Annotated in this window: 18 protein-coding genes; 4 read left to right on the forward strand and 14 right to left on the reverse strand. The window is 64.1% G+C overall.

Translation table 11 applies throughout. The features are described from left to right. The first annotated feature begins 12 nt into the window (after positions 1-12). Entirely contained in the window at positions 13-891 is an 879-nt protein-coding gene (locus IVB05_RS00700; protein ID WP_247782555.1) for a CoA ester lyase, read from the forward strand. A 45-nt stretch (positions 892-936) separates the two neighbouring features. Here IVB05_RS00700 and IVB05_RS00705 read toward each other — a convergent pair whose 3' ends face one another. From IVB05_RS00705 to IVB05_RS00720, 4 genes are all read right to left on the reverse strand, one after another. After that, the gene (locus IVB05_RS00705; protein WP_247782556.1) at positions 937-1,350 is read right to left on the reverse strand and encodes a DUF6455 family protein; all 414 of its coding nucleotides are present in this window, start codon (positions 1,348-1,350) and stop codon (positions 937-939) included. 133 nt (positions 1,351-1,483) lie between these two features. Further along, a complete protein-coding gene (locus IVB05_RS00710) occupies positions 1,484-2,275 on the reverse strand; it encodes a capsular polysaccharide synthesis protein (RefSeq protein ID WP_247782557.1) in 792 nt (263 codons plus the stop codon). A 71-nt stretch (positions 2,276-2,346) separates the two neighbouring features. Next, positions 2,347-2,952, reverse strand: coding sequence for a 3-isopropylmalate dehydratase small subunit (gene leuD, locus IVB05_RS00715; protein ID WP_247782558.1), 606 nt, complete (start codon positions 2,950-2,952; stop codon positions 2,347-2,349). 169 nt (positions 2,953-3,121) lie between these two features. After that, complete coding sequence (locus IVB05_RS00720) at positions 3,122-3,520, reverse strand: metallopeptidase family protein (RefSeq protein ID WP_247782559.1); 399 nt, start codon at positions 3,518-3,520, stop codon at positions 3,122-3,124. A gap of 111 nt (positions 3,521-3,631) precedes the next feature. Here IVB05_RS00720 and IVB05_RS00725 point away from each other — a divergent pair, with 111 nt between their 5' ends. Further along, the gene (locus IVB05_RS00725; RefSeq protein ID WP_247782560.1) at positions 3,632-3,955 is read left to right on the forward strand and encodes a hypothetical protein; all 324 of its coding nucleotides are present in this window, start codon (positions 3,632-3,634) and stop codon (positions 3,953-3,955) included. A 188-nt stretch (positions 3,956-4,143) separates the two neighbouring features. Here IVB05_RS00725 and IVB05_RS43680 read toward each other — a convergent pair whose 3' ends face one another. Beyond that, positions 4,144-4,431, reverse strand: a complete 288-nt coding sequence (locus IVB05_RS43680; RefSeq protein WP_346771818.1) for a hypothetical protein — start codon at positions 4,429-4,431, stop codon at positions 4,144-4,146. 158 nt (positions 4,432-4,589) lie between these two features. Between IVB05_RS43680 and IVB05_RS00735 the strand changes: the two genes are divergently transcribed. Continuing rightward, positions 4,590-4,883, forward strand: a complete 294-nt coding sequence (locus tag IVB05_RS00735; RefSeq protein ID WP_247782562.1) for a hypothetical protein — start codon at positions 4,590-4,592, stop codon at positions 4,881-4,883. A gap of 341 nt (positions 4,884-5,224) precedes the next feature. Here IVB05_RS00735 and IVB05_RS43685 read toward each other — a convergent pair whose 3' ends face one another. The 9 genes from IVB05_RS43685 to ffh form a co-directional block, all read right to left on the reverse strand. Then, positions 5,225-5,575, reverse strand: coding sequence for a hypothetical protein (locus tag IVB05_RS43685; protein WP_346771819.1), 351 nt, complete (start codon positions 5,573-5,575; stop codon positions 5,225-5,227). A 218-nt stretch (positions 5,576-5,793) separates the two neighbouring features. Next, the gene (locus tag IVB05_RS00745) at positions 5,794-6,000 is read right to left on the reverse strand and encodes a hypothetical protein (RefSeq protein ID WP_108520693.1); all 207 of its coding nucleotides are present in this window, start codon (positions 5,998-6,000) and stop codon (positions 5,794-5,796) included. A gap of 99 nt (positions 6,001-6,099) precedes the next feature. Beyond that, positions 6,100-7,506 (reverse strand): 3-isopropylmalate dehydratase large subunit, encoded by a 1,407-nt coding sequence (gene leuC, locus IVB05_RS00750; RefSeq protein ID WP_247782564.1) that lies wholly within the window; start codon positions 7,504-7,506, stop codon positions 6,100-6,102. 77 nt (positions 7,507-7,583) lie between these two features. Next, positions 7,584-7,718, reverse strand: coding sequence for a hypothetical protein (locus IVB05_RS43455; RefSeq protein WP_256473129.1), 135 nt, complete (start codon positions 7,716-7,718; stop codon positions 7,584-7,586). Between the two features lie 132 nt (positions 7,719-7,850). After that, positions 7,851-8,231 carry a 50S ribosomal protein L19 gene (gene rplS / locus IVB05_RS00755; RefSeq protein WP_247782565.1) on the reverse strand — a complete coding sequence of 127 codons (381 nt, stop codon included), beginning with the start codon at positions 8,229-8,231 and terminating at the stop codon, positions 7,851-7,853. 103 nt (positions 8,232-8,334) lie between these two features. Then, positions 8,335-9,054, reverse strand: a complete 720-nt coding sequence (trmD, locus tag IVB05_RS00760; RefSeq protein ID WP_247782566.1) for a tRNA (guanosine(37)-N1)-methyltransferase TrmD — start codon at positions 9,052-9,054, stop codon at positions 8,335-8,337. A gap of 10 nt (positions 9,055-9,064) precedes the next feature. Continuing rightward, the gene (gene rimM, locus IVB05_RS00765; protein WP_247782567.1) at positions 9,065-9,589 is read right to left on the reverse strand and encodes a ribosome maturation factor RimM; all 525 of its coding nucleotides are present in this window, start codon (positions 9,587-9,589) and stop codon (positions 9,065-9,067) included. Between the two features lie 19 nt (positions 9,590-9,608). Further along, the gene (rpsP, locus tag IVB05_RS00770) at positions 9,609-9,941 is read right to left on the reverse strand and encodes a 30S ribosomal protein S16 (protein WP_247782568.1); all 333 of its coding nucleotides are present in this window, start codon (positions 9,939-9,941) and stop codon (positions 9,609-9,611) included. A 218-nt stretch (positions 9,942-10,159) separates the two neighbouring features. Further along, complete coding sequence (gene ffh / locus IVB05_RS00775; protein ID WP_247782569.1) at positions 10,160-11,707, reverse strand: signal recognition particle protein; 1,548 nt, start codon at positions 11,705-11,707, stop codon at positions 10,160-10,162. Between the two features lie 524 nt (positions 11,708-12,231). Here ffh and IVB05_RS00780 point away from each other — a divergent pair. Beyond that, a complete protein-coding gene (locus tag IVB05_RS00780; RefSeq protein ID WP_247782570.1) occupies positions 12,232-13,296 on the forward strand; it encodes an MBL fold metallo-hydrolase in 1,065 nt (354 codons plus the stop codon). The last annotated feature ends 7 nt before the right edge of the window (positions 13,297-13,303 follow it).

The following is a 13,303-nucleotide window of genomic DNA, read 5'->3' on the forward strand; positions in this document are numbered from 1 at the left end:
AGGAACCAGCCCATGATCCGTCCGCGCCGCAGCCTGTTGTTCATGCCGGGGTCGAACGCGCGGGCGCTGGAAAAGGCGCGCAGCCTGCCGGCCGACGGCATCATTCTCGACCTCGAGGATTCGGTGGCGCCGGACGCCAAGGCGATGGCCCGCGACCAGATCGCAAAAGCCATTGCGGCCGGCGGATTCGGCAAGCGCGAGGTGCTGATCCGCGTCAACAGCCTCGATACGCCGTGGTGGGTCGACGACGTCACCATGGCCGGCAAGGCCCGGCCCGACGGCATCCTGGTTCCCAAGGTTTCCACCGTGGCCGATCTCAACGCCATCGCCAACCGCCTGAGCGACATCAACGCCGGTATGTCGATCCGGGTCTGGGCCATGCTCGAAACCGCGCGCGGGGTGCTGGACGCCGACAAGCTCGCGGCGGCATCGAAGGATTCCGAGACCCGGCTTGCGGGCTTCGTGTTCGGGCCCAATGATATCTCGCGGGAGACGCGGATCCGCATGCAGCCGGGCCGAGCGGCGATGATCCCGATGATCACGCACTGCATTCTGGCGACGCGCGCGCACGGGCTCGAAATTCTCGATGGCCCCTACAGCGACATCAGCAATATCGATGGCTTTGCGACCGAATGCGCGCAGGGCCGCGATCTCGGCTTCGACGGCAAGACGCTGATCCATCCGAGCCACATCGAGGCTTGCAACGCCATCTTCACGCCGCCGGCCGAGGAGGTCGAGCAGGCGCGCAAGATCATCGCAGCATTCGAAAAGCCGGAAAACGCCTCCCGCGGCGCCATCCAGCTCGATGGGCGGATGGTGGAGCGGCTGCACGCCGACATGGCGAAGCGGACGATCGCGATTGCGGACGCGATCGCGGCGATGGGGCACTAGATACTCCTCCCTTCTCCCCTTGTGGGAGAAGGAAGGGAGTGCCCGCTACGAATTTTCCCGCGGACCAAGACCGTCGATCGTGTCGGCATTGCCGCAATATTCCTCATAATGCGCAGCGGCGGTGCCGGCGGCGAGATCGCGGTCGCATTGGCGCTTGTGGTTGCACAGCGAGCAGACGCGCTCCATGTCGCGCAGCACGAGCGGCTCTCTCCGCGTCAGACTGTCCTGGTCGACGCCGAGCGCGGCCAGCATCTTCGGCAGTTCGTCGGCGGCATGCGGCCCGCGGCGGACCAGCGCCTCCAGATCGGTGGACGACATCCGCAATTCACCGGCGATCCGGCCGAAACTGGCGGCGTCCATCTCGCGCATTTCCTTCAGCTCACGCCGGTGCTTCAGCCATTCGCCGAAGACGTCGACCACGAGGCTGACGATGGGATAGGGCTTTTCCTGAACGGTCATGGCACGGCTCCCTTGGGGTGCTTGAATGGCCCAAGGGTGAGCGCAGACGCGCGCGCGCGTCGTTGCGCTGGATCAAATTGGGAGCGGGGCGGGTGATCATTGATCTTTACCCTCCCCCTCCAGGGGAGGGTTGCTATCGCGAGCCAAACTTCTCCGCCGCCCAGGCATAAAGGCTGCCCGGAATCGGCTTCTCGCCCCCGCGGCCTTTTGGCGAGATGTGGAGGCCGATGATTTGGGGATCAGCGATCAGGCTTGAAAAATCCGTCTGTTCGAAGAACAGCTTCGGCTCAGCATGGACAGCGTAAAAAGATTGCTTGGACAGTGCGTGCTGCAATTCGTCCGAGCGGCGGGCGAGCGCGGTCAGCGCGGCCGGGCCATAGATCGCGACGCGGATGTCGGACAGACGGCTCGATCGGCGTCGCAACTGGCGCAGCATGAAGGTGAGGCGATGACGCAGCGCCAGCCAGTCCGGCGTCAAATCTTCCTGCTCCATCAGCTCCTCGAACGCTCGCACGATGGGATCATTCGCAGGCAGGTACAACACCGAGTTGCCGAGCTGGCGCCGACGCTCCCAGGCGAAGTAAGGCTTTGCCGGATCGATCTCGACCGGCTTCAGCAACAGCACATCGGCGTCGAGCCACAGGCCGGCCTTTTCGGCCATCAGCCGCATCCGGAAAAAGTCGCTGAACTGCAAAATGGTCCAGTCGCGCCAGCTTCCGTCCGGCTCGGGCGGGCGCAGCCGTTCGGAAAACGAATGCGGCAGGATCGCCTCGGCCTCGGCATTGCCGACGCCGTCGGGCAGGCCCGGCAGCGGATCGAAACTGTAGACGGTGACCTTGTGGCCGGCGGCGACTTGCGACCGCAGGCAGGTCAGCCGCAGCCCGTCGAGCGGGCCATGCCAGAAAGTGACGACGTCAGGCCGCATCCGCGTCGCCTCCGCTTAACGAAAGAGCCCCGATGCGATCGGGGCTCTCGTAACACAACCAGGTAACACGATCACGCCCAGGCGCGCTCTTTCTTCAGCTTCGCCTCGTAATCGTCGATCGACGACTTCTTTTCCATGGTCAGGCCGATGTCGTCGAGGCCGTTCATCAGGCAGTGCTTGCGGAACGGATCAATCTCGAACTTCACCTTGCCGCCGTCGGGGCCGCGGATCTCCTGGTTGGCGAGATCGATGGTCAGGGTGGCGTTGGCGCCGCGCTCGGCGTCGTCGAACAGCTTGTTGAGGTCGTCCTGGGTGACGCGGATCGGCAGAATGCCGTTCTTGAAGCAGTTGTTGTAGAAGATGTCGCCGAACGAGGTCGAGATCACGCAGCGGATGCCGAAATCCAGGAGCGCCCACGGCGCGTGCTCGCGGCTGGAACCGCAGCCGAAATTGTCGCCGGCGACCAGCACCTTGGCGTTGCGATAGGCCGGCTGGTTGAGCACGAAGTCCGGGTTCTCGCTGCCGTCATCCTTGTAGCGTTGCTCGGAGAAGAGCCCCTTGCCAAGGCCGGTGCGCTTGATGGTCTTGAGGTACTGTTTCGGGATGATCATGTCGGTGTCGACATTGATGATCTTCAGGGGCGCCGCGACGCCTTCCAGTGTGGTGAACTTTTCCATCGATCGCACTTCCCGGTTGAAGGGGGGACAGGGCTGCTGATTTATCGCGAATATGGCCCCGGCAAAAGGCCAATTTGGGCATAGGTCCCTTGTTTCGACGCGTTTTCCTGGCGCGAACCGGTCCCCACCCCGCTATCCAAGTGCGGGCAGGCTTTCGCCCGAAAACGCTTTAGCCCGCGCCGGCCTCGATGGCCTCCATATCGGCGTCCGACAGCCCAAAATGGTGGCCGATCTCGTGGATCAGGACGTGGCGGACGATATGGCCCAGCGTTTCCTCATGTTCGGCCCAGTAATCGAGGATCGGCCGCCGGTAGAGCCAGATCATGTTGGGCAAGCGGGCGATGTCCTGATTGCTCTGCTGCGGCAGGCCTATGCCCTGGAACAGGCCGAGCAGGTCGAATTCGCTTTGCGCCTGCATCTCGTCCAGAACCTCGTCGGTTGGAAAATCGTCGACGCGGATGATCACGCCCTGGCACAGGGTTCGAAAGCCCTTCGGCAGGCGTTCGAACACCTCATGCGCCATGGTTTCCATTTCGGCGAGCGAGGGGGCTTTTGCTTCGGTCCACATCAGGACGTATTTAGCGTGTGTTGTGCCCGGGCGCATACTGGTTTTGCGGAGTTGACCGCGGCGCGCCAATCGGTGACCGTACGGGGGATATCAGGCGTGGGTGGACTTAAGATGAAACGGATTGTGACGGTCGCAATTGGGGCTGCTTTTGCCGGGCTCCTGCTCCCCGGTACGATGGCGCAGGCGCAGACGGCATCGCCGGGGCTGCGGATCGTGCAGGCGCAGGGGCCGTCCGTCGCCGATGTGTCCGCGCAGCGCCGGCGTCCGCTGCGGCGCGTGCCGATCTATCGCCAGGAATGGGCGCCTGACGTCTATCCGCGCTATAACCCCGGCCCCAACGCCGTGCGCGATTGCACCGCGCATTACGTGCAGGAGTACCGGCCGAGCGGCGCGGTGATCACCCCGCGCATGAACTGCTACTGGCGGCCCGGCTAGGTTTTTTTCGCTCCATTTTTTATCGCGCATTTCGTTGACGCGGGTCGGGCCGACTCTGCGGGCGCTCCACGCTGAAGTTGTGACGGCGTCCTGCGCCGGTTGGCGTGCGCAAGGATTGCGGCGAGCCGTGGCCGTCATCCGTTCATGTTCGTGGCGCATTCATTCAGGACCCATTCAAGTCGCTTGCGTCAGATTGCGTGCAGCGTTGCGGCGAGCGATTCGGCGCAGACGTGGCACCCGACCCAAGGAGAGCATTCATGCAGTTCACGAAAATTCTGGGGCTCGCCGCCGTTGGCGCAGTGCTCGCGCTCGCTGCGCCGGCCGAGCGCGCCAATGCGCTGTCGCTCAGCAATCCCGGCGCCGCCGCGGCGGTTCAGGAAGATGCCAGGCTGGCGACGACGGAAGTGCATTGGCGGCATCACCGCCATCACCGTTGGCATCGCTGGCACCATCACCGCCACCACCACCATCATCATGGCCATCGCCACTGGCACCGCTGGTGAGCGCGACTGCCTAGCGCAGCAATCGAGCAGGCCCGTTCATTGCGGGCCTGTTTCGATTTGAAGAGCGCCTTGAAACTGGCGAGATTGCTGCCCGTTATCTCTGTCATGGGGATTAACGAGAGGAGTCCGGCATGAAGAGTTTGATCGGGGCGGCCTTTGTCGCTGGCGCGCTCGTGGTCGCCGGACCGGCCGCGATCAGTCCGGTCGCCGCTGCGCCACAGGCGAAGGCGCAGAATGCCGGCACATCCGATGCCACCGATTTCAGCGCGCACCGTTATGTCAGGCGCCATTATCGCCACTACGGCTATTCTCGCCCGTACTACCGGCCCTATTATTACAGCCGGCCGGTCTACTATCGGCCGTATCCCTATTACGCACCGGCGCCGTTCACCTTCGGCATCGGGTTTGGTCCGGTCTGGTGGTGAGCGTGCACAACTTCGGCCAGCCGCAAATCTCTTTTGCGCTTTCTCTTGTGCTTTCTCCTGCGCGTTCATCTTTGGGATCGGCGCATTCATGGCGCGTTCACGTGCCTGTCTCTAATTTCACGTTGGGAGCGACCGCAAAGAAGAAACGCGACGGGGACCAGCCGCAGAGCGGTTGAGGGCGCGCCGTCGCCGGTTAGGGAGGTTCATCCATGACGATATCCGATCCCGGACGCGGCCTTGTCCGCCGTCTGGGCGTTACCGCTGCGGCGGTATTCGCGCTCGCAGCGGCATCACATCACCGCGCCGAGGCACTCTCGCTAGCAAGTCCCGGTACGGCGCCGTCAGCAAAATACGCAACCGACGGACTGACGACCGAAGTTCAACATCGCGGCCATGGCGGCGGTGGTTTCCGCGGTGGTGGAGGCGGTGGCTTCCGCGGCGGTGGCGGCGGCGGTTTCCATGGCGGTGGCTTCCGCGGCGGCGGAGCGGCGTTTCATGGCGGCGGCTTCCGCGGTGGCGGCGCGGCCTTTCACGGCGGCGGGTTCAGAGGTGGTGGGATGGCGATCCACCGTGGCGGTTTTCGTGCGGCGCCGGTCTTCCATGGCGGCGGCCACCGCTTCGCACATCGTCACGCGTTCCACCGGCCTCACGTCTTCCATCGGCCGCACTTCCACCACCGGCGCCACTTCCACAGCCGCTTCTACTACGCGCCGGCCTACTACACATACCCGGCCTACTATTATCCGCGCCGCTGCCGGGTGATCTTGACCTATTACGGGCCGCGCAAGATCTGCCGTCCGTGGTGGCGCCACCGCTATTACGCATACCGGTATTGGTAAGATCAGGCTGAAACGAAACAGGCGCCCGGATGGCGCCTGTTTTTTCGAGCGTGAAAGAATATCCGTCGAACTCACCAATCCTTGCCTTCCCAAGGCTTGATCTTCCACGGCGTCAGCTTTTCCATTCGCCACTGTGCCCAATGCTCCGGCGGCCAGTGACTGAGACGTGACGTATCCTTGGGTGATGTTGGGAGATCGACGACGCGCGGCATGACGCGGCGGCGCGACTGGCGCGTCAGCTCGCTGATCATATCGACGAATTCAGGCTTGTCCGTCACGGCCGGGTCCCTCGCGAAAGCGCTTCGCAAGGGACCATTCTGCGCCTTGCCTGTTAACGCGGCGTTTCCGGAACGCCTCGCTATCTAGGCAAAGCAGGGTTAACGCCAGTCCCTGATGTCGACGAAATGCCCGGCGATGGCTGCGGCCGCCGCCATGGCAGGCGACACCAGATGGGTGCGGCCTTTAAATCCCTGACGGCCCTCGAAATTGCGGTTCGAGGTCGAGGCGCAGCGTTCTTCCGGCGACAGCTTGTCGGGGTTCATGGCGAGGCACATCGAGCAACCCGGCTCGCGCCACTCGAAGCCCGCCTTGATGAAGATCTTGTCGAGGCCTTCGGCTTCCGCCTGCTCCTTCACGATGCCCGAGCCCGGCACGATCATCGCATTGACGTGGGCGTTGACGGTCTTGCCCTCGGCGACCTTTGCGGCCGCGCGCAGATCCTCGATGCGGCCGTTGGTGCAGGAGCCGATGAAGACGCGGTCGAGCTTGATGTCGGTGATCTTCGTTCCCGCTGAAAGTCCCATATATTTCAGCGCGCGGTGCTTCGACAGCCGCTTGGCCTCGTCCGCGATCTCATCGGGATCCGGCACGAAGCCCGAGATCGACACCACGTCCTCGGGCGAAGTGCCCCAGGTCACGATCGGCGGCAGTTTCGCAGCGTCCAGCCGGATCTCGTGGTCGAAATGCGCGCCTTCGTCCGAGCGCAGCTTCTCCCAATAGCGCATCGCGGCGTCCCAGTCGGCGCCCTTCGGCGACTTCGGCCTACCTTTAAGGAACTCGAACGCTTTTTCGTCCGGCGCAATCAGGCCAGCGCGGGCGCCGCCCTCGATCGACATGTTGCAGACCGTCATGCGGCCTTCCATCGAGAGCGCGCGGATGGCGTCGCCGGCGTATTCCAGCACATAGCCGGTGCCGCCGGCGGTGCCGATCTCGCCGATGATCGCCAGGATGATGTCCTTGCCGGTGACGCCGTCGGGCAATTTGCCGTCGACCACCGCGCGCATGTTTTTTGCTTTTTTCTGGATCAGCGTCTGCGTCGCCAGCACGTGCTCGACCTCTGATGTGCCGATGCCGTGGGCCAGCGCGCCGAACGCGCCATGGGTGGAGGTGTGGCTGTCGCCGCAGACGATGGTGGTGCCGGGCAGCGTAAAGCCCTGCTCGGGGCCGATCACATGCACGATGCCCTGACGCTTGTCGTATTCGTTGAAATACTCGACGCCAAATTCCTTGGCGTTATCCGCCAGCGCCCGGATCTGCTCGATGCTTTCAGGGTCGGGATTGGGTTTTGAACGGTCGGTTGTCGGGACGTTGTGATCGACCACGGCCAGCGTCTTTTCCGGCGCGTGAACCTTGCGACCGGTGGCGCGCAGGCCTTCGAACGCCTGCGGCGAGGTCACCTCGTGCACCAGATGGCGGTCGATATAGAGCAGGCAGGTGCCGTCATCGGCTTCGTGCACCAGATGGTCGTTCCAGATCTTGTCGTACAGCGTGGTCGGTTTGGACATGAGCGTCAGCTCCAAAATGAAATTCTGTGTGAGCGGTCAAGCGCGGATACGCGCAAGCAACGGACGTCGGCGCAGCGTCAAGCCGCGCACGTAAGTTCCGACGTCGCCGAAGTCGCGAACCGTCCGAAGAACCGGCCGGGCAGGCGCGAGCGATCGTCGATGACGACGAGCTGGGCGGTGCCGAAGGCGGCGCTGGTAGGATCTAGAACCATTCTGAATTTCTAACACAGGGCGTGCGGCCGCCACAATCAATCGATTGGCAGGGCTGATCCCTAGATAGGTACCGGCAACAAAAAAAGCGCGGGGCAGAACCCCGCGCTTTGTCACGTCCCATTCGGGACGAATTACTCGCCGACAGCCGTAGCGCGGTCCTGCTTCTCGACGATGCGGGCCGACTTGCCGCGCAGCTGGCGCAGGTAATAAAGCTTGGCGCGACGCACCTTGCCGCGGCGCACCACCTTGATCGAGTCGATCATCGGCGACATCACGGGGAACACGCGCTCGACGCCTTCGCCGTAGGAAATCTTGCGCACGGTGAAGCTCTCGTTGAGCCCGCCGCCGGAACGGCCGATGCAGACGCCTTCATAGGCCTGCACGCGGGTGCGCTCGCCTTCGACCACCTTGACGTTGACGATCACGGTGTCGCCGGGCCCGAATTCCGGGATCGACTTGGTCGCCGACAGTTTGTCGAATTGCTCTTTTTCGAGCTGTTGAATGAGGTTCATTGAAATCTCCATCGGCGGCGCGCCCGGCAGCGGGCTGCGCGACGTCCATCTATCCTGCCATTGCGCGGATTTGGCGCTCGTATAAGGCATCGGACCGCGCTTGTCACCCGTCTGTCGTGCTTTTTGTGGCTTTTTGGCCGGGCCCCGCGGCCCATAAATCCGGCCGCCGCGCCCGGGTCAGGGCCTTGGCTTCGGCCCGACGCCAGGCCGCCACCTTGGCATGGTCGCCCGAGATCAGGATTTCGGGGATCGTCCGGCCCTCGAACTCCTGCGGACGGGTGAATTGGGGGTATTCCAGTAGTCCATCGGAAAAGCTTTCGTCCTCGCCCGAGGCCTGCTTGCCCATGACACCCGGCAAAAGCCGCACGCAGGCATCAATCAGCGCCATCGCGGCGATCTCGCCGCCTGACAACACATAATCTCCGATCGAGACTTCCTCGAGGTGCCGTGCCTCGATGACCCGCTGATCGACCCCCTCGAACCGGCCGCAGACGACCAGGGGACCGGGCCCGGCGGCCAGTTCCGCCACCTGCGACTGGGTCAATGGCCGACCCCGCGGGCTCATCAGGAGGCGCGGTCGAGTTTGGCCGGCATCCACGGCATCGATCGCCGCCGCCAGCACGTCGGCCCGGAGCACCATGCCCGGGCCGCCGCCGGCGGGGGTGTCATCGACGCTGCGATGCTTGTCGGTGGCAGAAGCCCGGATGTCACGCGCCTCCAGCTGCCACAGGCCTGACGTCAGCGCCTTGCCCGCCAGGCTGACGCCGAGCGGCCCGGGAAACATCTCGGGGAAGAGCGTGAGAACCGTGGCGCGCCAGGTCATATCAAACCCATCACGTGAGTGTCGGGGCGTCGTCGCCTTCGATTTCCTGCGGCAGCTCGATCACCACGCGGCCGCCGGCGAGATCGACCGTCGGCACGACCGCATTGGTGAACGGCAGCAGCATGGTCGGGCCTTGCGCCGGCGCAATTTCGATAATGTCGCCGGCGCCGAAATTATGGATCGCTGTGACGCGGCCGAGCGGCTCATTGGCGGCGTTGACCGCCGCCAGCCCGATCAGGTCGGCGTGATAATATTCGTCCTCATCGGTCTCGGGCAGTTTTTCGCGCGCGATATAAAGCTCGATGCCGTTGAGCCGTTCGGCATCCTCGCGGGTGGCGATGCCTTTCAGCGTCGCAACCAGATGATCCTTGGCCTCACGGGCATGCGTCACCTCGAACTGGCGCGCGCCGTCTTTCGTCATCAGCGGGCCGTAATGTTTTACGGCCAGCGGATCTTCGGTGAACGTCCATAGTTTCACCGCGCCGCGCACGCCATGCGCGGCGCCGATACGGGCGACGCAAATTGGTGCTGCCACCGTCGTGCGCCGCTTCGCTTTACGCCTTCGCGGCGGCTTCTGCGGCGGCCTTGCGCTCCTTGCGCGGCACGGCCTTTTCCGGGTTGTTGCGGGCGGGGCGCTTGACGATGCCGGCGGCATCCAGGAAGCGGGTCACGCGATCGGACGGCTGCGCGCCCTTGGCGAGCCAGGACTTGACCTTGTCCATGTCGAGCTTCAGCCGCGACTCATTGTCCTTCGGCAGCAGCGGATTGAAATGGCCGAGACGCTCGATGAAGCGGCCGTCGCGCGGAAAGCGCGAGTCGGCGACGACGACGTGATAGACCGGACGCTTCTTGGTGCCTGCGCGAGCGAGGCGGATAACGACTGACATTTGGTTCTCCTGTTAAATGTAAAACTCAGTGATTTGAACGGTGCGAATTGGCGTCATTGCGAGAGGGTCTTGCCTCGCCTGTCATGCCCCGCGAAGGCGGGGCATCCAGTAATCGCAGGCGGTAGCGATTGAACCGAGGGAGCGCGGCGTACTGGATCGTCCGCCCCAGTGCGCAATTGCGCACAAGGCGGACGATGACGGCGCGTGTTGGTAAGAGGTCATTTCTTCTTCCCCGGAAAGCCGCCGAGGCCCGGCAGGGTCGGCTTGCCACTGAGCCCGGTAAGTCCTGGCACGTTGGGCAGGCCCTGACGCAGGCCGACGGGAAGATCCTTCGGCAAATTCGGCAGGCCGCCGCCGGCGCCGCCCTGCATCTTTTCCGCCATCGCCTTCATCTCTTCCGGCGAGGGCGGCTTCATGCCGCCGCCAAACCCCATCGCCTGCGCGATGCCGGCCATCGGGCCGCGCTTGCCCGAACCCATGGCCTTCATCATGTCGGCCATGTTCCGGTGCATCTTCAGCAGCTTGTTGACTTCCTGGACCTCCAGGCCGGCGCCGGCGGCGATGCGCTTCTTGCGGCTGGCCTTGAGGATATCGGGATTCTTGCGCTCCTGCCGCGTCATCGAATCGATCACCGCGACCTGACGCTTGAGGATCTTGTCGTCGATCCCGGCGGCGGCGATCTGGTTTTTCATCTTGGCAACGCCGGGCATCATGCCCATCAACCCGCTGATGCCGCCCATGTTCGCCATCTGCAGCAACTGCTCGCGCATGTCGGTCAGGTCGAACTGGCCCTTGCGCATCCGCTCGGCGGTGCGCGCCGCTTTTTCAGCGTCGATATTCGCCGCGGCACGCTCGACCAGCGAGACCACGTCGCCCATGCCGAGAATGCGGCCGGCGATCCGGCTCGGGTGAAAATCTTCCAGCGCGTCGGTCTTTTCGCCGGTGCCGATCAGCTTGATCGGCTTGCCGGTCACCGCGCGCATCGACAGCGCGGCGCCGCCGCGGCCGTCGCCGTCGACCCGCGTCAGAACGATGCCGGTCAGGCCGACGCGCTGATCGAAGGCGCGCGCGAGATTGACCGCGTCCTGACCGGTCAGCGAGTCCGCGACCAGCAGCACTTCATGCGGATTGGCCGTGGTTTTGATTTCCGCGGCCTCGCTCATCATCTCTTCGTCGAGCGTGGTGCGGCCGGCGGTGTCGAGCAACACCACGTCGTAGCCGCCGAGCTTGCCGGCTTCGATGGCGCGCTTGGCGATCTGCGCCGGCTTCTGGCCGGCCACGATCGGCAGCGTCGGGATGTCGAGGTCGCGCCCCAGCACGGCCAATTGCTCCATCGCCGCCGGGCGGTAGATGTCGAGCGAGGCCATCAGCACCTTGCGCTTGTCGCGCTGGGTCATGCGGCGGGCGAGTTTTGCGGTGGTGGTGGTTTTGCCGGAGCCCTGCAGGCCGACCATCATGATGGCGACCGGCGGCACCGCATTGAGATCGATGGTCTGGCCGTCGGAACCAAGCGTGGCGACCAGCTCGTCATGGACGATCTTGACCACCATCTGGCCGGGGGTGACCGACTTGACGACGGTGGCGCCGACCGCCTGCTCGCGGACGCGGTCGATGAAACCTCTGACAACGTCGAGCGAGACGTCGGCTTCCAGCAGCGCGCGGCGCACCTCGCGCATCGCGGCGTCGACGTCGGCCTCCGACAGCGAACCGCGGCCCGTCAGCCGATCGAGTATCCCACCAAGCTTTTCCGACAGATTGTCGAACAATGCCGTTGTCCTCTGTCCTGCCGTTTGCAGGCGCTGCCTTAGTTCACCACCGTCATACCCCGCGAAGGCGGGCTATCCAGTACGCCGCAGCCTCTCGGTTCAATCCGAGCTGCTCTGGGAGACTGGATCACCCGCTCCAGTGCGCAATTGCGCACAAGGCGGGTGATGACGACCTAGATATGTCCCGGCGGAACACGCCAAAACGATCGTCCAAACACTTTCGCGCCCGAGGGCGCATCGCGCTGTCGGGCGTTGGCCTCCGGTCTCATGGGCCGGGCGGCGGGTCGAAAAGAACGTCTTTCCGAGAAAGTGGGCGGGTTAAACGCCCGGAGGGAGCGAAAGTCAAGGAGAAACTAGGGCATAATGCCCTACGGTTGAGGCGTAAGGCTTTGACATGGTTCTGTTTTTGATGATCAAGGTGGCCGGGCGAACGGGCTTCCTTTCGCCGCAGGTTCAAAGTTCAACCCGCACACGCCATATAACGCCCCATGCCCTTCGTTCTCTCCCGCCTATCGTGATCCCCCGTGCTCATCAGCCGCCGCCGTGTTTTTGGACTGCTCGCTGGGGCCGCCGCGGCCGTTGGCGTTCCCTCGATCTGGATCAGCAACATGAAAACCTATGACGGCCCCGTCTCCGACCATTTCGACGGAACCCGCTTCTTCGATCCCGACGGGGTGCCGCCGAAATCATTGGCCGAGGTGCTGCGCTGGCAGTTCGGCACCGACCGCAAGCGTGCGAGCTGGCCGGATTGGGTGCCGAACACGCACAGCGATACGCCGCCGCCGCGTGTTTCCGGCGACAAGGTGCGGCTGTCGTTTGTCGGCCATGTCTCTTGGCTAATCCAGACCCGGGATCTCAACATCCTCATCGATCCCGTGTGGTCGATGCGGGCCTCGCCGGTTTCCTTTGCCGGGCCGCACCGGCACAACGATCCCGGCATCGCCTTCGACGCGCTGCCCAAGATCGACGTCGTGCTGGTGTCGCACGGTCATTACGACCATCTCGACATCGCGACGCTATCGAAGCTGTCGGCAAAATTTTCGCCGCGCGTGATCACGCCGCTCGGCAATGATGCCACCATGCGCGACACGGACGCAGCGATCAAAGCCGAAGGGTTCGACTGGCAGGACCGTGTCGAGCTCGGCAATGGCATCGCGGTGACGCTGGTGCCGACGCGGCACTGGTCGGCGCGCGGACTGTTCGACCGCAACAAGGCGCTGTGGGCGAGTTTCGTGCTGGAGACGCCCGCGGGAAAAATCTACATCGTCTGCGATTCCGGCTACGGCGAGGGTAAGCATTTCCGCCGCGTGGCCGAGAAGCATGGGCCGCTGCGGCTGGCGATCTTGCCGATCGGCGCCTATGAGCCGCGCTGGTTCATGAAGGATCAACACATGAATCCGTCGGACGCGGTGAAGGCGCTCGCCGATTGCGGCGCCGAGCAAGCGCTGGCGCATCATCACGGTACGTTCCAGCTCACGGATGAGGCGATCGACGCGCCGGTGAACGCGTTGGCCGATGCGCTCAAGGAAGCGAAGATCCCGCCCGAGCGGTTCGCGGCGCTGAAGCCGGGGCAGGTGTACGAGATCTAGCCGCTCG

It is taken from the genome of Bradyrhizobium sp. 170 (assembly GCF_023101085.1).
In the GTDB taxonomy this organism is placed as follows: Bacteria; Pseudomonadota; Alphaproteobacteria; order Rhizobiales; family Xanthobacteraceae; genus Bradyrhizobium.

Bases quoted from the DNA above. Each gene is read 5' to 3' on its own strand.
- IVB05_RS00700 (WP_247782555.1), top strand. From the start codon at position 13: ATGATCCGTCCGCGCCGCAGCCTGTTGTTCATGCCGGGGTCGAACGCG.
- IVB05_RS00705 (WP_247782556.1), bottom strand. From the start codon at position 1,350: ATGACCGTTCAGGAAAAGCCCTATCCCATCGTCAGCCTCGTGGTCGAC.
- IVB05_RS00710 (WP_247782557.1), bottom strand. From the start codon at position 2,275: ATGCGGCCTGACGTCGTCACTTTCTGGCATGGCCCGCTCGACGGGCTG.
- leuD (WP_247782558.1), bottom strand. From the start codon at position 2,952: ATGGAAAAGTTCACCACACTGGAAGGCGTCGCGGCGCCCCTGAAGATC.
- IVB05_RS00720 (WP_247782559.1), bottom strand. From the start codon at position 3,520: ATGTGGACCGAAGCAAAAGCCCCCTCGCTCGCCGAAATGGAAACCATG.
- IVB05_RS00725 (WP_247782560.1), top strand. From the start codon at position 3,632: ATGAAACGGATTGTGACGGTCGCAATTGGGGCTGCTTTTGCCGGGCTC.
- IVB05_RS43680 (WP_346771818.1), bottom strand. From the start codon at position 4,431: ATGATGATGGTGGTGGTGGCGGTGATGGTGCCAGCGATGCCAACGGTG.
- IVB05_RS00735 (WP_247782562.1), top strand. From the start codon at position 4,590: ATGAAGAGTTTGATCGGGGCGGCCTTTGTCGCTGGCGCGCTCGTGGTC.
- leuC (WP_247782564.1), bottom strand. From the start codon at position 7,506: ATGTCCAAACCGACCACGCTGTACGACAAGATCTGGAACGACCATCTG.
- IVB05_RS43455 (WP_256473129.1), bottom strand. From the start codon at position 7,718: ATGGTTCTAGATCCTACCAGCGCCGCCTTCGGCACCGCCCAGCTCGTC.
- rplS (WP_247782565.1), bottom strand. From the start codon at position 8,231: ATGAACCTCATTCAACAGCTCGAAAAAGAGCAATTCGACAAACTGTCG.
- trmD (WP_247782566.1), bottom strand. From the start codon at position 9,054: ATGACCTGGCGCGCCACGGTTCTCACGCTCTTCCCCGAGATGTTTCCC.
- rpsP (WP_247782568.1), bottom strand. From the start codon at position 9,941: ATGTCAGTCGTTATCCGCCTCGCTCGCGCAGGCACCAAGAAGCGTCCG.